Source organism: Coleofasciculus sp. H7-1, assembly GCF_057473865.1.
Genome location: NZ_JBYCCT010000057.1, coordinates 86,635 through 106,835, shown reverse-complemented (window position 1 = coordinate 106,835; position 20,201 = coordinate 86,635). Strand labels below are relative to the sequence as shown.

Annotated in this window: 12 protein-coding genes; 5 read left to right on the top strand and 7 right to left on the bottom strand. The window is 46.1% G+C overall.

Annotated elements, in window-relative coordinates:
* Positions 1-72: 72 nt before the first annotated feature.
* Both AC2VDX_RS14910 and AC2VDX_RS14905 read right to left on the bottom strand, forming a co-directional pair.
* Positions 73-774 (bottom strand): hypothetical protein, encoded by a 702-nt coding sequence (locus AC2VDX_RS14910; protein ID WP_378182002.1) that lies wholly within the window; start codon positions 772-774, stop codon positions 73-75.
* A gap of 313 nt (positions 775-1,087) precedes the next feature.
* Positions 1,088-6,814 (bottom strand): alpha-2-macroglobulin family protein, encoded by a 5,727-nt coding sequence (locus tag AC2VDX_RS14905; RefSeq protein ID WP_378182248.1) that lies wholly within the window; start codon positions 6,812-6,814, stop codon positions 1,088-1,090.
* Positions 6,815-7,342: 528 nt separating this feature from the next.
* On the opposite strand from AC2VDX_RS14905, the gene AC2VDX_RS14900 reads away from it, so the two are divergent.
* Together AC2VDX_RS14900 and AC2VDX_RS14895 are read left to right on the top strand one after the other, a co-directional pair.
* Positions 7,343-7,573: a type II toxin-antitoxin system TacA family antitoxin gene (locus AC2VDX_RS14900; RefSeq protein ID WP_378182005.1), complete on the top strand. Its 231-nt coding sequence runs from the start codon at positions 7,343-7,345 to the stop codon at positions 7,571-7,573.
* A gap of 34 nt (positions 7,574-7,607) precedes the next feature.
* Positions 7,608-8,147, top strand: a complete 540-nt coding sequence (locus tag AC2VDX_RS14895; RefSeq protein WP_378182008.1) for a GNAT family N-acetyltransferase — start codon at positions 7,608-7,610, stop codon at positions 8,145-8,147.
* 232 nt (positions 8,148-8,379) lie between these two features.
* Here the strand turns inward: AC2VDX_RS14895 and AC2VDX_RS14890 are convergent, their stop codons facing one another.
* Together AC2VDX_RS14890 and AC2VDX_RS14885 are read right to left on the bottom strand one after the other, a co-directional pair.
* A complete protein-coding gene (locus tag AC2VDX_RS14890) occupies positions 8,380-9,690 on the bottom strand; it encodes a glycosyltransferase (RefSeq protein ID WP_378182011.1) in 1,311 nt (436 codons plus the stop codon).
* A gap of 192 nt (positions 9,691-9,882) precedes the next feature.
* Positions 9,883-10,422, bottom strand: coding sequence for a Uma2 family endonuclease (locus AC2VDX_RS14885; RefSeq protein WP_378182014.1), 540 nt, complete (start codon positions 10,420-10,422; stop codon positions 9,883-9,885).
* A gap of 140 nt (positions 10,423-10,562) precedes the next feature.
* Between AC2VDX_RS14885 and pbpC the strand changes: the two genes are divergently transcribed.
* Entirely contained in the window at positions 10,563-12,935 is a 2,373-nt protein-coding gene (gene pbpC / locus AC2VDX_RS14880) for a penicillin-binding protein 1C (RefSeq protein ID WP_378182017.1), read from the top strand.
* A gap of 272 nt (positions 12,936-13,207) precedes the next feature.
* On the opposite strand, the gene AC2VDX_RS14875 is transcribed toward pbpC, so the two are convergent.
* The gene (locus tag AC2VDX_RS14875) at positions 13,208-13,711 is read right to left on the bottom strand and encodes a GNAT family N-acetyltransferase (protein WP_378182020.1); all 504 of its coding nucleotides are present in this window, start codon (positions 13,709-13,711) and stop codon (positions 13,208-13,210) included.
* A 247-nt stretch (positions 13,712-13,958) separates the two neighbouring features.
* On the opposite strand from AC2VDX_RS14875, the gene AC2VDX_RS14870 reads away from it, so the two are divergent.
* Complete coding sequence (locus tag AC2VDX_RS14870; protein WP_378182023.1) at positions 13,959-15,410, top strand: protein adenylyltransferase SelO; 1,452 nt, start codon at positions 13,959-13,961, stop codon at positions 15,408-15,410.
* Between the two features lie 234 nt (positions 15,411-15,644).
* Positions 15,645-16,550 (top strand): ion channel, encoded by a 906-nt coding sequence (locus AC2VDX_RS14865; protein WP_378182026.1) that lies wholly within the window; start codon positions 15,645-15,647, stop codon positions 16,548-16,550.
* A gap of 103 nt (positions 16,551-16,653) precedes the next feature.
* On the opposite strand, the gene AC2VDX_RS14860 is transcribed toward AC2VDX_RS14865, so the two are convergent.
* Together AC2VDX_RS14860 and AC2VDX_RS14855 are read right to left on the bottom strand one after the other, a co-directional pair.
* Positions 16,654-18,624, bottom strand: a complete 1,971-nt coding sequence (locus AC2VDX_RS14860; protein WP_378182029.1) for a TolC family protein — start codon at positions 18,622-18,624, stop codon at positions 16,654-16,656.
* Positions 18,625-19,021: 397 nt separating this feature from the next.
* Positions 19,022-20,185, bottom strand: coding sequence for an ABC transporter permease (locus AC2VDX_RS14855; protein WP_378182032.1), 1,164 nt, complete (start codon positions 20,183-20,185; stop codon positions 19,022-19,024).
* Between the last annotated feature and the right edge of the window lie 16 nt (positions 20,186-20,201).

The following is a 20,201-nucleotide window of genomic DNA, read 5'->3' as shown; positions in this document are numbered from 1 at the left end:
GGGGGCAACCACAAGGGGATTGAACCCGAAAAAAGGCTATATGTATAAGCTTTGCGTAAGTCCTGTTTCCTTTTAGGACTCGGTTTCGATGGGGAAAAACAGCATACTGTCGGGTTCAAATCTCCAAGATATTCCTTCTGGATCTCGACCCTGGCTCCAATCTGCGAAGTATGGCTCGCTTCTGCGTTTGTGAATGGTACTGGAATGAACATCCAGCCGCCTTGCAAGTTCGGATTGGATCAGCGCTTTAGAATCCCTCTGTTCGTCAGTGGGTTCTTCAGGTTCCTCCAACTCCTCGTCCGCTGATTCCTGCGGTTGCGGCTCCTTGCGGGAAGGTGCCAAAGCTTCTGGGGCATCATTGAAATAAGATTCGCTGGAAGGTTCGCTGTCGTCAAAGATGCTACCTAAAGTGTTAGCGGTGATAAAGTAATACACTTTGCCTTTGTCTTGATAGTCAAGGGCGCGTGCCCCAAATTCTTGGGCTTTTGTATCCAAGTACCGCTGCGCTGCCGCTCCAGAGAGATTTGCTTTCATTGCCAAGTCGAGTGCTGTAACGCGCCCTTGGGTTTCCTGAATCAGCTGATGGAAAAAGGGATTGACTTGCTGGCTCCACTTTTGCCATTGATAGTTTTGCCAAAGCCTCAAACAGATGCCCACCAACACCAGTGCCAGTAGCACAGGCCATGCTACAAACAGGAAGGCGATCGCAAACGCCATTGGCAAGAGGACAACAAGAAAACCACTGGCACTACTATTTATTGTTTTTCCCGCCATGTTGCTTCCCTTATGAATTTACTTAGGTCTTGATATCGCCATAACTGCCGTTGTGGCAAACAATCTAATCTTTGCAAAGAAAGGGCGATCGCGGCAAAACTAATCGGCAAGCAAGCAAAAGTTAAAAGGCAAAAGTCAGACAAAAGGCAAAACTAGGCAAAAAATGGGTGCGATCATTCGCAAAACAAATGATGGCACCCAATATCTCCTTCCCTAACTCAGCCTGCAAGAAACTTTGTGTTTTCTTGGCGTCTATAGGCTACGTTAGTTTGCCTTGGTGGTTAATCGTCTATTTTTTACCTGACAACTGACTCTAATCCGACACTTTCAAAGTAGAAGAAGCCGAGCGTCCAAATTCTTCTGGGGCATACTGTAGATGGACTTCTGCACCAGGCCAAAGGAAGGTACCTGGAGTAACGGAACGGACGAGGTAGTGTAGGGAGTAGACTCCGGCTTCCAGGCGATCGCTATATGCAACAATGCGATCGCGGTAAATTGTCTTGAAGCCAAAGTTATCTTGTTTTGCCTGTAATGCAGGCGTAGAAGTTTGAAAACTCGCATCCACTGCTTCAAACCCGGCTGGGAGAGGATCGGTAATCACCACACGATCTACAGGATGATCGGTAATAATCTCCAAACCAATATCAAACACCTGACCGCTTTCCACCGTCAACGGCTCATCAGAAGCATAAAGACTGAGCTTTCGCAACACCTTTTCTTCATTGGCAGGACGGATTTCTCGCGTCACCCGTAAGCCGTTAAATCTTCCCGGTTGATTTCCCTGTAAGCGATAGCGATAGGCAACCAGGAAGTGCAGCGTACCTTGACCCGATTTTTGCACAATCAGATCGTGGCGATCGCGTGGCAACTGGGTCATCGGCACCTTAAGATCCTGGCTGGGGTTGGCGTATCCCTTAAACTGAGCCGATGTCAATTTTTTGCCAGCCAGTTTCACCGTTGCTGCAAAGTTAGGCGGTGTTGGCTGCGTCTGACTATATTCCACCAAAGCGGTGAGTGCTTGAGCGTTGTCGTAGGTATTCTGCCAAGTTCCGTTTCGTCGCAGTGTTAGGAGACTTTGCAACAACCGATCCAAAATTTCTGGTTTAGTGTTTTGCGCTAACGCTAGCCGCAAAGCTTGAGCTTGAGCTGTTGTTGACGAGTTGAGCCAAGATAAACCTTGGGGTAAATTTACCGTAGCGGTGCGACCCGTTTGATAAATATTCTGCTGGAATTGATTCGACAGAGTTTGAGATTCTTCTTGCCACTCCGGGAATTGAGACAGGTAACGCGCCAGCTTAATCTGCGTAACCGGATCGAATTGACTGCGCTGTGCATAGATATCTGCAAGGAAGTCATTGCGCTTTTCACCCAGTTCCGCCAAAGCAGAGAGTGCTTCTAATCGCACCTGATTCTTGCAGAGTTGTTGCTTACAAAAATCGTATTGACCGGGATCTGCGAGAATTTTCTTTAAGTAAGCCGTCAAGCGAGATACCATTCTCGGTTCTACCGTTAGTCCCGCTTTCGAGGCTCTCGCCAAAGCTTGAGCTGCGTAAGGAGATATTAACGGATCGGACTTCTCTTGACCAGGCCAAGCGGCGAATCCACCATCCGGTTGCTGAAGTTTTTGCAAGCGTTCTAGAGATTGAGTTGCTTGTTGAGTTGGGTTGAATTGTGCAAAGGTTTGACCGTATTTTTGAGAAAGCGTTTGCAAGCTGGATGCGATCGCTAATTGACTCGCCGCTGGTTCTAAGAATGGCAATTGTTCATCCTGCAATACTTGACGCGCCGGTGCGGTAATTTCCGGGATCAGCGTACTGGCAAGGGAAATCTCCAAACCTCCCGCATCAGGGACAACATTTTTATCCACATTCAGGGGAATCTTCACCTGATCTCCCCCCCTTTTGAAGGGGGGGTTGGGGGGGATTGTACCGCTTTCTACGACTTGTTCGGTAATCTCTAGCGCTTTCACCTCCAAAGGCACTTCAAACGCATCAGAGGTGCCATTCAACTGAGTGGTAAACTTCACCTGAGATTTACCCGCACTACCCGCCACGATGGGAAAGCGATAAGCACGAGTGCCAGACTCTCCTGTAGAGACGCGATTAATCGCGTCTCTACTCTGGTTATTCTCTACAAACTGAAGCGAACCGTTCGCCACACCATTGATTGCCAGATTTCCTGTTTGTCCGGTGTTGTTTGTCACCGATAAGCCAGCTTCCAAGCGATCGCCCGGACGTGCAAATTGCGGCAATATAGGGTTAGACAGCAGCGATTTCGTCGTGATAAATGTCGCCTCGCCGTTGCCAAAGTGCAGATTCCCATCGGTAGCAACTGCCATCACCCGCCAAGTTGTCAAGTCATCCGGCAACTTAAATGTCACCTGCGCCTTGCCTGTCGCGTCTGTGAGAACAGAGCCGTTGTAGTAAGCTAAGGCTTGGAAATCCTTGCGGATGCGCGTATTGGCTGCGCCTGCTGATTGTCCCCCGCCATAACCCCAACCTTTCGGCTTAGCTATTGAGGTTGGTTGCACCACCACATTAGGGCGATTATCGCTAAATCGAGTCGAAATCGACTGCTCTGCATAAACAGTCTTTACTAAATCAGGCGGACGATAACCACTGAGTTGCAGCACCGCTTCATTCACCGCCATCACGGTAAATTGTCCTTTTGCCGGGTTGCCTTGTGTATCCTTCAGTTCTAGTTGTACTGTTTGCTCCGCACCAGGTTGTAGAGACGCGATTAATCGCGTCTCTACACTTAAATATTTATCATCCAAGTTGGTTTTAAAAGGAGCAAAACCAATCCGCACCAAGTTTTCTAAAGTTCCGGGTTCTACTTGACTAAGGGGAACGCCTTGGCGAACCAATACTGCTTCTACTGCTGCATTGGGTAGCATTTCTGGCGTTACTTGGAATTGAATTTGCGGCGCACCCCCTTTTACTTTGGTAATTGTCTTGTACAGGGGTTTGTCGCGGACAACGGCAAAATATAACTCGGCTTCCGGATAGGGAGATTGAATTAAAGCAGTGGCAGTTTCACCCGGTTTATAGGTGTCTTTATCGAGTTTAACTTCTAAGCGATCGCGATCGCTTTCTCCCCAACTTACCGCATTTCCACCAGTCGCCCAAATCTGCAAGTCTGTTGCTGTAACTTCATCTTTTGTATCGACAAAGTTGGCTCGGATGCGGTAAGAACCCGATTCCGGAGGTGTAAGCGAGACAGATTGAGGATTATTTCCCGATTTTACCTCTGTCTGCGCCACTGTCTTGTATTCCACTTGGTTTTTAGCAGTATTACTGCCTTCTACCACCCGCGTGACGCTGCTATATTTCATCTGTTGCAGTTCCACGCGCACCCGTTGCCCTTCCATCGCCTTGCCTGTAGGATCGGTAACGATAACTTGGATGGGGAAAGATTGAAGAGCATCGGCGACGAAATTGGATTGTAACCCGATCAAGCGATCGCTTGGCAATACCGTAAACGTCTTAGAATCAGTAACCGACAAATTCGACACATCGGCGACTTGCACATCTACCCGATAAGTCATCGGGTAAGGCAAATCCTTGGCTATCTTGACAATTTGGCTGCTCTTTCCACTACCATCTAATACCTGATTTGATTGCAACACATCACTGGGGACAGTCGGACTTTCTTCAGGCCAAAACCACTGTCGCCCAAAAGAAAATTGCTCCCACCCTTTCGGGTTAAAATCAGCTTGCGATCGCGTAACGTAATATTGAGCTTTCCCGCCTTCCACAGGCGCACCAAACAGGTAATTGCTAGCAGCTTTCGCTTCCACCTTTTGGTCTTTTAGAGCAAATTCTTTATCTAGATTTAGCTCTACTTTGAAATTAGGCGGTTTAAACTCTGCAACGCGAAAATCGCCCAAAACTTCTACACCACTTTTCCCTTGAGCTTGAATCGAATAATAGCCAAGCGGCTGATTAGTCTTAAGCGGCAATTCTAGAGAAAAACTGCCAAATTCATTTGTTGTCTGAGTACCTAAAGCCGTTTTTTGACCATCCGGATTTAAGAGAGTAACTTTGTAAGTAGCATTTTTGTCCTGCTGGATATTGCCATTTTGTAAATAGTAGGTAAAACCCGTAAACGCTGCCTTTTCACCAGGTTGATAAAGCTGTCTATCCGAGAAGATTACCCCCCGCGATGCTGGCTTCCCATCATCCCATCCAGCATCAACACCGTAGCCATAAGCACCGCTATATTCTTCCGTGCGGACAAATGCCCAATCTTGATTTTCGCGGGCAATTACTAGCAATTTAGGCCCTTGTTCAAATCCAGTTCTGGATTTTGTACATTGCTGCATATCCTCACGACTCAACAGTAATGTTCCCGTTTGATCGGTTTTCCCCGATGCACAAGGTACGGGTTGAGGGCGAGATTTTGCCTCCAATTTCGACTCATAAATTTCTACGGGTGCAGCTGCTAAAGGAGAACCATCTGAGAGATGATGCACGCGAATCAATCCCGAATCTGGGAACCACTGTGCAAACACTCCCAAATTAGTTAATTCCACCATTCCATAAGTCGTCGGTTCGCGCCATTGTTGCTTACCATTTTCTTCATAACGATTGGTTCGCGCCTGAATACCATAAGCTAACATTCCCGTACCAGTACCCAGTTTTTCTCGGATGGGAACAGCCACATCAATTAACTGATTTTTCTTACCGGATACCTTGACATTTTGCCAAGAATTGGGATTCGGCAATAAATCGTTCCCATCACCTTTGGGATAAGCGGAATCTACATAAACTAAATCTGTCGGCTGCAATACACGATAAGCAGCTTTATACTTCGATTCCGGCAAGTTTACAGTAGAAACATTTAACTGTAAATCTTTACCAGCCGGGAAAATATTTAGATTAGATGGTACCCAAATATCTCCAGCTAGATCGCCTGTTTCGTACTTCAGCGTGACTGGCTTCTCCAACGTTTGTCCAAACTTATCCTTAAGTTTGGCACCGATAGTAATTGTATAATTCGTGGTGGGTTCTAATGCCCAAGGGTTGAGGCTAACCAGACTATCTCCATCATTAACTTGAACCAGCTTAGGAGATTCTTTAGTTTTAGGATTAATCGTAATATTCTCAATTGCTGAATCTGCAACAATTCCATTATTAAATTGCAGTTGAGGGCTTCCTTTCACAAACCGTCCGTAGGTACCGCCTGCATCTGGTTGTCCGTAAGATAGAATCTTCTGGAATTTCAGCGGCGAATAAGTTGCTACCTGACTAACATAAGGCATTTCGCTAGGCAGATTGCCACGAGTAGGACGCAAACCTGGAGAAAATTCTAAGCGGTAACGAGTCGCTTTTTCTAAAGTCTGTTGCGGTACTAAATTATATGTCCAGTTGCGAGTTGAAGGGTCAAGTTTCTCCTGTGGCTGTTCATTTTCTGATGGTGTCTCTGCTTTTTCTAACTCAACTTTGAGCCGTATATCCTTCTGTTTTCCTTCCGGAATTAGCTTCAAATGCTCTTGAACTGAAGCGACATCCAGTTCTACATTTGAGTTAAATTTCAGAGTTGGCTTTAGCTCAATAGCTTGATTATCAGGATTTTCACTATTAGTAGTCGGTAAATTAGTTAATTTAATTGGTTCGGTATTGAAAGTCCAAGCCAAATCCTTATCCAGACGCTGATTTTTCAGATCCGCCAAACCAGCTTTCAAGGTGACTCTGACTCGCGTTGCTTTCGGCAATGCTTTGTCGGCTTGAAATCCCACCATTCGCGGCGTCAAAAATCGAAATTGTCCCGGTAGCGGTGGCAAAATCTCAAATTGTTTTAGCTTTTGCTGTTGATCTGGGCTATCAAGACTCTCAACCGGAATCAAAGCATCTTTAAATCGGATGCGAATCTGCGCTAATGGTTCAACCTCGCCAGTGGGACTAATTTCCTCAATCCAGTCTGGTAGTTGCGGCGTCACCAGAGAAGGAACTGCTGGAAGTGGCTCATTTCCAGAGAGATTAATCACGCCACATCCGGCTATTCCCACTACGAATGCTACGACAACCAGAAACCGCATCCAAATTCTCACGATCGTGCCTATCTGTTGTAAGGATTTATCTGTACTATCCTCTGCAAGGGGGGAAAACAGCGAATCTGTATCAGGAATTGAAACTGGCATAACTTCTCCCCTTATTGCAAATAATTTATCAGAGGGGCAACTACAAGAGTTATCCCTACATGATTCACTATCAAGAGGTCTACATCTCAACTAATCTGCCTTCCGGGTAGCTTAACAATTAAGCTTAAAATCTTTACTTTATGCTGAGCTAACGCTACTCACGTTCGCCTAAGATCCAGGCAGTAAGTCTAGGGAAAGCTGTTATGATACAGTACGACCTGTTGCCCTGTCTGCCATCCTCAACAGAACTACCTGATTCTGACGATACCCCTGCGGATAATAAACTGCAAAACCATGAATTCTGTAAAGTATTATAATATTATATGTAACATAGCTAACTTTCTAAGTCTTACATATTAAGACAGTAGGGATGTCACCAACGTTGGCTTGCCATAACAAAGCAACGCATTTTAGGAGTTTAAAACTATGCTAACGCTTGTTAGAGCCGAAAAAAGTTGTGAATATAAGCTGAAGCATTGTGCTGCTATCTACCTTGTCTTCAGAAAATACTTTGAGACTTCGACTTGTAATAGAGAAGTTGCTAGCTCATATAACAATGAAGCTCTGGTACTATCTGAGCGCGATAGCGAGTTTTTCCTGGCAGTCATGGAAAATCCACCGGAGCCTTCTGAAGGTTTGCTCTCAGTATTTGAATAGATTTGTGGTTCAACGCAGGAAAAGCTGAAGCCTTGTGAATTGGATCGTATGTCCCATAAATTCTACAGGGCGTAGCCTTAGTAGCCTTAAGAAAGATCCATTTAATTCTGGGGAACCAGAACTGGATAAATATCTCAAGCAATATGCGAAGAAAAACGATGAAAGTGGGATTGCAAAAACATTTGTAGCTCTCCCAGAGGATGAGAGTGGGGTAATAGCTGGTTATTATTGCAGCATGAGTGTGATAGCTCCTCAAGGGATACCCGCTGACCTACGGAATAAGCTTCCTAGCTACCCCACTCCTGCCATGCTTATTGGAAAACTAGCTGTTGATAAGTCGATGCAAGGAACAGGTCTTGGAAAGAAACTGTTGAGGCATGCTTTTGAAAATGCAATAGATATCTCCCAAAAGGTAGGAGTCTATGCTGTCAGGGTCGATGCATTGCATGAACAAGCAAAAGGGTATTACAAAAAGCGCGGTTTTCTCGAATTGCAGGATACCCCTCTTTCTCTTTTTCTTCCTATCGAGACGATAAAAGAAGCTATCAAGTGCATACAAGAAAAAAAAGCATAGCAAAGTGAAAATATCAGTATTTCAATAAAACTAGCTAACTAAATAGGAATTCAGTAGTATTTTAATGAGTTTATGCTGATGTGGGTGACGATCTCCCTACAGATGAAGCCTTGAGAAGGCGGCTGCAAATTTTCCTGATGCAAAGGTGCGAACCGACAGGTCGGCGCTTCGCTATCGCGCCCATCAAAAATTGCTCTAATCTTTTAAAGGCGCGATCGTCCCCACAAGATTGTCACACAAACGAGGTGGACGCACTATGAAGCGTAGCGTTCTTATCTTTTTTCCATTGTGCTTCCAGCGCATCGCAGGCAACTTTGACTCCGTTTTCTGCCCGTACCTTAGTGCCAACTTCTGCGGCTTTAGCGAGGTTGCGAGGTTCGCGCAACAGGCGATGGAGTTCTTTTGCCGCACGAGAAGCTGTGTAGCGATCGCGATCAACAGTACGTCCTACTCCTAAACGAGTAATGCGGGCGGCATTGTCTGGTTGGTCGTGACTAAAGGGTACCACCAACATCGGGCGACCGGAACGCAACACCTGTGCGGTTGTACCCACGCCTCCTTGATGCACAATCGCAGCAGCCCGGTGAAACAGTTCCGAGTAGGGAGCGTAGTCAAAAACACCAATATCCTTAGATTGCAACTCTTTTGGCAGGGGGCGGTTATCGTCGCCAACCAGCAATACAGCCCGATAGCCCAACTTTAAGGCAGCTTTGGCACTTTCAAGGTAAAAGTCGTCAGCAACCCACACAGCAGAACTTCCTAAAGTAAAGACAATTGGCGGATCTCCCGCATCCAAAAATGACGCCAGTTCCGGAGATAGACCAGTATTGCCATTGCGATCGTAGAAAGTAAATCCGGTGACACAAGTCTGTTTTGGCCAGTCGGGTTGGGGAGTTGCGAGAACTTCTGAGAATAAAGCCAACACTAAGTCGGGGGAGTTCATCCCTTCAAACATAGGATCGGCAAGGGGAGATAAACCAAGCTGCGCCCGTAACTGTCGCAGAGGTTCACCCCAAGAGCTGAAACGACTTTTGGCGAGGCGGATGAGCGCTCCATTGACCCCAGGGCCAAGTATGCGTAGATTCAGCCAACTGGGGAAAGTTGCCACGATTGGCGGATCGTAGGCGGAGAGCAACGACATCGGAGACAGCACGCTGGAAACCCAACGAATTCCTGTTTTCTCCACAACGGGCGCTCCGGCGAAGCTGAGGGGATGCGTCACCAGCAGGTCAGCACCGCGCACTGCTGACATCATATCCTCATAAGTTTCTTGGAGATACGGTAAGAGTGCTTGGCGAAAGATGTATTCTGTGCCGTTTTGCTTGTCCATTGCCAGACGCAAAACTTCTTGTTGCTGTTCAACGTCTGAGGGAAAATCGGGACGAACTGGGTGAAACTCAATGCCAGCCGCTTCGATTTTGTTACGGTAGTACCCAGCTGTGGCAATGACCGCTTGATGCCCGCGTGCCTTTAATTCTAGAGCGATCGCCATATAAGGATGCAGATCGCCTAGCGAACCATAAGTGTGCAGAACAATCTTCATAATGCCTACTGTATTTTTTTGTAGATAAGTTACTTGTACCACTACAAAATTACGGCGGTTTTAAGGTACTTGCTTCATCTGATTGGTTCACCCCATCGGGTGATTAGGAAGAGTTTTCTGCAATCCAAGCTGCATCTTGGTGCGGTTCTAAAGGCGCGAACTGACAAGTCAGCGCTTCGCTATCGCATCCCTTTAAAACACCAAAGGCCATAAATCTGTCACCTGAATTTCCCATCCTGGTAGCAGTTGGGGAATTGTCAACGTGTCACCATCACCTAATATTATTGGTTCAGCACCAGGACGATAAATTGTGACAGTGTGCTTGTCTGGGTCAATCATTATCCCAACTTGCGCCCCTAACTCCATAAATCTCTCAACTTTGGCTTTCTGTCGTTTGACGCTATCAGTGGAGGACTTGACCTCAACGACTAAATCCGGCACTAAATTAGCATAGGAACGCGGACTCTGCCTCAGTTTCTCGGCTGTTACAAACGCCACATCAGGTGCTACCAAGTCACCGTTAGGCATCGTGAATCCAGCAGAAGAACCAGTAACGCGCCCTAATCCGCGAGGTCTGACCCAATTAAATAACCGTGCGACTAGAGTGGAACCAACTTCATCTGAGGCGTAATCAGATGGACTCATAATTATAATTTCCCCATCCCACAGTTCAAACTGTAGGTCAGGATGTTCGCTTTGTAGTTTTTCTAGGTCTGTAATGGTGCGGGACATAGGCGACCTCCGGGCAAGTTGTAAGTCTATCCTAGACTCAGTTACAGGGAGAATCTACAGTTATGGCGATCGCATCCGGTAAAGGCGATCGCCACAATGAAGATAAGGTGGTAAGTCTTCGTTGGCTAAAGGGTTAAGCGATGAGACAACCCAAGCAGTGGCAAATCCAAATTCAGGAACTATTTTGGCGTTGGGGGAGAAACAAAAAATTTCGCGGATTCTTAGCTTTGGTGTTGCTGGGTTTGACAGTGCGATCGCTTCCTTATCTGGCACCCGTTCGCGCCAAAGATATTACCCAGGATACGCAAGCGATTGAATTTAGCGATCGCAATGGACTTCCTTTAGGAAGGTTGCTGACCCGCGACCAAGAGCATACCGCTGTGGTGCCGCTGAATCAAGTTTCGCCCCACTTTATCAATGCGATTTTAGCTGCTGAGGATGGCTCATATTATCATCACGGGGCGTTGGATGTGAAAGCTGTCGCGCGATCGCTTAAAGATGCCATTCACTCGAAAAGAATTACCTCCGGTGCGTCCACGATTACCATGCAACTAGCGCGGATGTTAGACCCCGTTCCGCGCACCTTATCGGGCAAGTTGCGCGAGATTTGGCTATCTTGGCGCATCGCCGCCGGTATGAATAAAAATGAAATCCTGACTGCTTACATCAATCGCCTGCCAATGGGGGGGAATATCTATGGATTAGAAGCCGCATCCCGTAACTATTTCGATATTCCTGCAAGCGAACTCAATCTTGCCCAAGCGAGTCTACTCGCTGCCGTTCCTAATAATCCTACTTACTTCAATCCCTACGACCATTGGAAACGCCTCAAGAAGCGGCAGATTTATGTCCTGAATCGCATGGTTGAAGACGGGTATATCACACGTAATCAAGCAGATCGAGCCTATAAAGAAGAGGTTTCGCTGGTACCGAGACAACAGGGGATTATTGCTGCGCCTCATTTTTTATTTTGGGTAGCTAGTAGAGACAAGGGTTATCGCGTCTCTACAAAACAGAATTCTTCTCAAATTCGCACTACCATCGATCGCCCTTTACAACAATTTGTAGAAGCGCAAGTTCAGCAAGTAATTCGCACCCTCACCCCTAATAATGTCCATCACGCTGCTGCTTTAGTAATTGACAACCACACGGGGGAAGTTTTGGCTTATGTTGGTTCTCCCGATTACTTTAATGAAGCACAACTCGGTCGCAACGATGGAGTACAGGCATTGCGTCAACCCGGTTCTACCTTGAAGCCTTTTTTATATGAATTCGCTTTAGAAAATCGAACGATTCGTCCGAATACTATCTTGGCGGATGTGCCGACCCATTATGCCATCCCTGGCGCGAAACTCTATAGTCCTACAGACTATGATGAAACTTTTTTAGGGCCAGTGCGAGTTCGCGTAGCTTTAGCAAATTCCCTGAATGTTCCGGCGGTGCGGGTATTAGAAAAGGTAGGCGTGCAAAATTTTCTAAATCATCTGCATCAATTAGGTTTTGAGCATTTAAATCGGTCGCCAGAATATTACGGATTGGGGTTAATTTTGGGTAGCGGTGAAGTGAGTTTGTGGGAGTTAGCGAGGGCTTACGTTACTTTAGCAAGACGGGGAGAAGCCACACCGCTGGTCACAACATTCTCAAAGATGCAATCTTCCAACCTAAAATCTTCCAAGATGCAACCTTCCCTCCCTTCCACCTGGGGATTGATTGCGGATATGTTGAGCGATCGCCATGCTCGTGCGAGTGCCTTTGGTGTAGACTCGGTGCTAGCTTTACCATTCCCCGCAGCCGTTAAAACGGGCACTTCCTCCGATTTTCGAGATACTTGGACGGTTGGATTTACCACCGACTACACCGTAGCCGTTTGGGTGGGTAATTTTAATGGCGATCCCATGCGGCAAGTTTCTGGGGTGACAGGTGCAGCACCCCTCTGGAATCGCATCATGTTACACCTACATGAGAATCAAGAACCCGCCACCTTTCCCCCTCCAGAAAATCTGGTGCAACGTCCAATTTGTCCGATTACCGGGTTGCGATATACCCCTGATTGTCCCTCAGTAGTGCAAGAATATTTTTATGCAGAAGATATTAGCGATTATGAGCGTCAGTCAGGTACTGCAAAGTTGCCCCCAGAGTACGATGAGTGGTTAGCAAGACAGCATCAACCGAGTTTTGTCTCTAGTGGCGTCAAGATTTTGTCTCCTCACAATGGGGATGTTTTCTTGTTGCACCCAGGTGAAAAAACGAACCACAAAGGCGCGGAGAACGCAACAGAAATGCAACAACTAGAGTTTAAAGTGGCTGCAACGCCCAGCCAGTCGGTAGAGTGGTGGTTAAATGGTGAAAAACTGGCAACGCAGCCATCGAATTCGCTATTTTGGTCGCTTCGTCCTGGTCAATGGACTTTGCAAGTAAGAAGCGGTGAAATGACTGATACGGTAAGTTTCCAAGTGCAGTTGGCTGAATATCGGCAGACACGCCGGGGATTCTCGCTTGCCAAACCACAGTAAAGGCTAAATGCTTTGTTATTACTATTAGCAATTAGCAATTAAGGTAGGTAGACATAATTAAACTAAACATATCTAATGTAGTAGGTAGACATAATTAAACTAAACATATCTCAGGACTTACGCAACATCACCACATTTGGGGGCAACCACAGGGGGATTGAACCCGAAAAAACGCTATATGTATAAGCTTTGCGTAAGTCCTGATGGATAGGATGGGTAAAGCGTAAGCAAAATCCATCCTAAAAATAATTAGATCCATCTACTATTAGCAATTAGCTGTTTAGTTCAATCAGCATTTCTATCGTACTGACGCGAAAGCCGCAGGAAGAAAATAATCGCCTCGCCGCATCGTTAGCAACAGTAGTATCGAGGCGAATTTGTTTGACTCCAATCGAGTTAAAGTGTTCAATCGCCTGCATCACCATCGCCTTAGCAATTCCAGCTTGGCGATATTCCTCTTCAACCCAGAGATCGTGAATAAAAGCGTATTCCTGTAAACGATAAATCGGGACTTCCCGTTCTACCGTCGCCACCAGAAACGCGACCAGTTGCTTATTTTCAGCCTCAGCTACTAGGAAGATATTGCGATCGCGTTGCGGTGGCCCTTCTAGCGATGCACTAGACGCCATCCTACTCAACCACTTTTCATAACGCAACTCTGGATTCATCAGAAATCCATACTTTGCCGAATCCCAAGCTTCATGCAAGGCACAAATCTTGGCAACCATTGGTAGGACAGATGGCACGTCAGCAGGTGTCGCAGTGCGAATAAGCATATTTCAGTCTTTTGATGCTGAAACTGTATACTTGCTTATCCGTAGCATAGAAATGAAACATCTGGCAAAGGTGTCCGCACTTCGTGCCGCTTCGCAAACAGACTAAAATCTGGTACTAAACAAACCAATACTGCCCGTACAGTCTTTATGTTTATTTCAGTCCGCGCAGGCGGTACGGGCATGAAAGTGCTATGTCCCTACGTTTGTTTAGCTGCAAATTCTATTCGCCTGATATTTTTGGCAACTTATGAACCCTGAAAAATTTTCCAATCCCTTTTTAAATCTCAATTATGAGACTGCCTTAGAAGCTTTAGGCGACGATTATTTTGATCGAGTAGCTGCGGCAGACTTTCCCAAATATATTCTGCGCTTTCGCAACGATGAATTATTGCCAATCTTAGGACTGAAACCAGAAGCGGTGACAGACGATGATTTTATCGAAGCGTTTGGTATGTTTCAAGGCGTCAGACCGTTTTTAGCTTTGCGTTATCACGGCTATCAATTTGGAGAATATAACTCTCGCTTAGGCGATGGCAGAGGATTTCTCTACGGACAAGTGCGCGGTAAGGATGGAGAACTTTATGACTTTGGAACTAAAGGTTCTGGGACTACTCTGTATTCTAGAGGTGGCGATGGTAGACTCACGCTAAAAGGTGGAATCAGAGAAGTTTTAGCCGCTGAAGCGCTTCACTATTTAGGAGTTCGTACTTCCCGCTGCTTATCGATGATTGAAACGGGAGAAGGACTGTGGCGAGGCGATGAACCTTCTCCTACAAGATCCTCGGTGATGATTCGTTTCAGCCGTTCCCACATTCGTTTCGGAACATTTGAACGGTTACACTTTTTTGGACGGAAGGATTTAATCGAAAAGCTTTTAGATCATGTAATTGAGCAATATTATCCTCATCTGAATGATAAGGAAGACCGCTACGCGCTATTTTATGCCGAATTAGTGCAACGGGTTGCGGAATTAGTTGCACAATGGATGTCAGTGGGATTTTGTCATGCTGTTTTAAATACAGATAATATGTCAATTACTGGGGAAAGTTTCGACTATGGCCCATACGCTTTTATTCCTACCTACGATCCCGAATTTACTGCCGCCTATTTTGACTATTATGGGCGTTACAGTTACAGCAATCAACCAGGGATTTGTCAGGTGAATTTAGAAATGCTTCAACAACCGCTATCAGCGGTTATTCCTGTAGCAGATATGGAAGTTGGTATATCCCAATTTGCAGAGCATTATAACCAAACTTACAAAGCGCGGATGATGAGGAAATTGGGATTTGAAAATCTGCCCGATTTAGCAGCAGAAGAATTACTGATGCAAACCCTAAGATTGCTGGTGGAAAGCCAAGTAAGCTATCACACTTTCTTTTGGGAAGTAACGAAACAGTTTGACCGCAATTGGCGCGATGATGCGACAAATATTCTTAAAGCGGATGAATTTTTGAATGCGCCTGAGGCTACAGCATTAGTGGAAGATTGGAGAAATATATATTTACAAATTTTACTGAGTTTCCCAGATAGCGAGCTAGATAATATAGTAGCTCGGTTGCGTCGTCATAATCCCAAAACTGCGTTACTCAGACCAGAGATAGAAGCAGTTTGGGAGAAAATTGACCAAGAAGATAACTGGACGCCGTTTTATGAATTAATTGAGCGGCTGAGATTTCACAAGAATGCGATCGCTTAGTTAAGAACTGGGGTGGGAAAGAAGGCTGTTTGTTCCTTCTATTTGCATCCTACTCAACTCCTAAAAATAGAAAATCCGTAAATTGATTTAATCGGCAGTAAATAGTCTATTCTGATTCTCAGAAAGTTGTTTACAAGCGATCGCTCTTTCCTACGAGTTCTTCTCTGGCGATGCCTGCTATTAGCACAAAAACGCTGATAATGAGGCGAGAGAGAACTAAAAGAGCCAAAGTCTATGGGCAAAAGGTATCGTCAAAACTCATTGACGCGCTTTATGAGCCGGGATGGGCAGCTGAACATCGTGCGGCGGGGTGTATCGGAATTTCAGCGGGGCGATCTGTATCATTTGCTGCTTACCCTTTCCTGGGCATGGTTCTTAGCGCTGTTGTGTCTGTTGTATCTAGTTTCCAACGCCGTGTTTGCCTTGGCATACCTACTGGGAGGAGATTGCATCCAGAACGCTCAACCGGGTTCCTTCCTTGACGCCTTCTTTTTCAGCGTCCAAACGATGGCTACCATCGGCTACGGTGCGATGTATCCGCGCACGCCTTACGCGAATGCGGTGGTGACTCTCGAAGCGCTAGGAGGTCTTTTCGGAGTGGCAATGGCGACTGGACTGGCGTTTGCGCGGTTCTCCGTGCCAACGGCGAGGGTGCTTTTCAGTCGCGTAGCAGCGATCGCTCCCTATGATGGGGTGCCGACTCTGATGTTTCGGGCTGCTAACCAGCGCCGCAACTTAATTGTAGAAGCGCAGATTCGGGTGACTTTAGTTCGCAACGAAGTCAACCGAGAGGGAGAATTCATGCGCCGGTTTTACGATCTCAAATTGGTTCGCAGTCATACATCCATGTTCGCATTGAGCTGGACGGTGATGCATCAGATTGACGAGACGAGTCCGCTTTATGGGGCTACGCTGGACTCGCTGGCTGAGTCGGAAAGCGAGATCGTCGTGATGCTGACTGGGTTAGACGAAATCGTTTCACAGACGATCCATGCCCGTCACTACTTTGCCACGTCAGATATCGTGTGGAATATGCGTTTTGTGGATATCTTATCTAGGATGCCGGACGGGCGGCGCTCGATCGACTATACCCGCTTTCATGACGTGATGCTGATAGAATCGGTCAGGGGGAATGAGTAATTGGAAAAAGATAGTTTTATTTACCCTAGCCTCAGTTCAGTGAACCCGATTGGGGGCTGGAGGTGAGGTAGTTTAACGATAAGCTTTTTCCCCAGACTTGATATCATTTTCTTTCAATCGTCACCTGCCAGGTTTCTAATGTCGTGCCAACAGATTGATCGAGATTTGTCAAAGCATTTAGATACTCAATCGTTGCATCCAGTTCTCGGTTTCTTGCCTCTACTAAATCATTCTGAAAACTCACAACTTGGAAAATTTGCGATCTTCCCAATCTCAATTTTTCTTGTTCTATTTGTAGTTTCCTTTCAGCTAATTGCCTTGCTTGTTGGGCAAGTTGCACCTGTCTGAGACTCGAATTTACATTTCTTACCCTATCAGTTACTTGAATATCTATACTTTGACGCAGATTTTCTAAAGTATTCTCTGCTTGCAGGAAGTTTACCTGACTTCGTTGATAATCTCTTTCCACAGTGAGATCGCCGAAGGTACGCGACAAGATTAGCCCAGCAGTTAATTGGGTTGTATCATCTAGGGAATTGCCGTAAGCTGCATCTAAATCTAAGTTCCAGCGTCGGTTATTACCTGCTATTAATCTTTCAAATTTTGTTTTTTCAAAGCTTAACTGTGCTTGCAAATAATCGGGTCTGTTTTGAGAGGCGACTTGTTTTAGATTATTTAAATCTAAAGACTTCGATTGCAATACAATTTTTTCTACAGGTTCAATATTAAGAGTTTGCTCGATATCTAGAATATCCAATAAAGCTAATTTGACAGACTCCAGATTATTTTGAGCCTCTAATAAGCTGACTTCTCGATTCGCAACGTCTGTCTGGTTTTGGACAATTTCAACTGGCGCGATTCTGCCAGCCTCAATCAAGACTTGGTTAAATTCTAAAATTTGTCGGGCACTTTTTAAGGAAATTTGCTCAATCTTAAGTCTTTCCTGCGCTCTGAGTAAATTGCGGTAGGCTAAGATAGCTTCAGTGATAGTATTAATTAAGGTTGACTTTAAACCTTGAATATTGGCTCTTTCATCGAGCCGAGCAATTTCAACGGGAGCTTTATTAACTGCAACACCAGCACCTCGTAGTAGAGGTTGAGTTAAACGCAGTTGAAGATTTGAACCAAATAGATCGTCATTTCTATTCAAACTTAAATTATTTATATTTGACGTTTGACCGTTGGTTTCCCAACCGAAGCTCAGCCTACCTCCCGTAGGAACCGTGACAGCAACAGTTGCGCCAACGCCAACATCAGCATTAGTGCTTGTGCTTCCACCCGAACCAAAGCGATCGATATTAAATGTTAATTTAGGTATAAAATCAGGGACAAATCTATCTTCCGCTACTGCCAGGTCTTGTCTTTGGGCTATTCTTTCTAAATAAGCGTTTTTGATATCTTTGTTGTTTTGCAATACCAAGATGACAACATCAGCCAGGGTTAATTGAATCCCCCGTCCAGTTGTTACTGATTCTTGTTGTTTGGGTTTTTGTCTAGTTTGAGCTAATAAAGCGGCTGGTTTTCTGGCTTCAGATAAAGTCTGAGAAATTGGCTCAGATGTTGGAAGTGAAGGCGAAGATTGAATGTTAATACTTTTTGCTGATGGGGAGATAATAGATTCCCCCAACCCTCCTGGCAAAGGGGGGCTAGTACTAGGAGGTGGGAATTGTCTTTGCTGGGTGTCAAGAGTTTGACGGGTTTTGGTTGGGAGTGGGGAAAGAGAAGAAGGAGCGATCGCCTTCTTTAAACCAGTTTCCCAGAATGCGATCGCCTTCCCTATTTTCACCCCCGGACTTTCTGAGACTGGAGCCGTTTTGACCGTTGTATCCGTTGGCGAAACAATAATCGGGCGTGCGAGTACCGGCGGCTGTGTCTGAGCGATCGCTGTCCGAATATTAGCAGTCGTCGCTCTTACCGCCGTTGAATGAAGCTTAAAAAGGGCGGCTAACGTCAACGCCGTGCCCAAAGTTGCAGTCACAAGCAGAACCACATCCCCAAAAAAAGAGCGGATAGGCAGCAAAAACCTACCGCTAGAACGGGAATGTCCAGAATTTGGGTCGTCGCGCTTGTGCATGATAACGGGTAGCTTTTAGCTAATTGATTAGGACTTACGCAGAGATCCCCCTTGCATCCCCCGATTTAGCGGGGGGTTAGGGGGATCTAGGTTTCAAGCTTTCAGTGCGTAAGTCCTGTTGATTTTAGATTTTAAATGGAACAATTGCCGATTTAATCCAAAATTCAAAATTGGGCGGCTTTACGCAATGCCTACGGCTGAAACTAGGAGTTACGCAAAGCTTATACATATAGAGCAGGACTTACGCAAAGCTTATACATATAGCGTTCTTGTCGGTTCAATCCCCCTGTGGTTGCCCAAGAGATGTGGTGATGTGCGGCGAGTCCTGATAGAGTTTTTTCGGGTTCAATCCCCCTGTGGTTGCCCAAGAGATGTGGTGATGTGCGGCGAGTCCTGACTAAGAGTTACGCAATGCTTTCACTGGATCGAGCTGGCTGGCTCTTAGCGCTGGCAAAAACCCCGCGCCTACTCCCACCAACAGTGCAGATCCTAGAGACAAAGCAGCTGTCTTGCTTTCAAATTCGTAAGGTAACTTAAAAGTTTCGGCGACAACCATTGTCAACCCATGCACCGAGATAATAGCGGCAGTTCCCCCCAATAAACTCAGGATTGCCGCTTCCAGAATAAATTGCAGCAAGATGTCCCGCTTTTTTGCCCCAATTGCCAGCCTCAAACCAATTTCTGGGGTACGCTCCATTACCGCCGCGATCGTGATATTGGCAATGCCGACACCACCGATCAGCAGTGAGATAATCCCTACAGCTGTCAGCCCATTTGAAGCCATTTCTAGCGTTTGCTGCTGCGCCAAAATTTGCTGCACATTGTTCCTGGCATAAACATCTTTGCCTGGGAAGCGCTGCTCCATCAGTTGCTTGGCTTTATCTGCCAAATCTTTTAAGTCTTCTATTTTGTAAGGGCGTATTTGGATGGAGCCAATGTCGCGGCTACCCGTCAGGGCGTAGTAAAACGACATCGGCATCAATACCTCACCTTCAGGTTCTCGAAAAGATGAGGTAACGGTGGGCACTACCCCGACAACAACATAAGGTCTGGCGTTGGCATAAATGGTCTCTCCAACAGCCTTCTGACCTTTAAAAAGTTTGTCTACTAAAAATTGATCGATCACCACGACAGGGCGATAGTTTTCAAAATCGGCAGGAGTGAAGAAGCGCCCCGCCGCCAATTGCTTACCAGAAGTGAGCAGAAAGTCTTGAGTAACGGGTGTCATCTCAGGTTGGGCTTCTTCATCCTGAAATAAGGTTTGAGGATTCGGATAGAACCCACTAGAGGCACTGATTGCCCGCACGCCCTCTAGCCGCTGTCGCAAGTATTCCATGTCTTCTGACCGGAGTTCCCCTTCCACGTAGACAGAGACCTGAGGGGCGTCTTTCTCAGCTAGTTGCTTGGCAATTACCGCCCGACTGATGCTGCCAACTTGAAGCGTGGCGCTGACTGCCGCTACACCCATGAAAACGCCCAAAGTGGTGAGGGTAGAACGCAAAGGGTTGCTGCGTAGGGAGTTACAGGTGAGCGCTAGGAGGTCGAAGGGAGAGAGACTCATATTAATTAAAAATTAC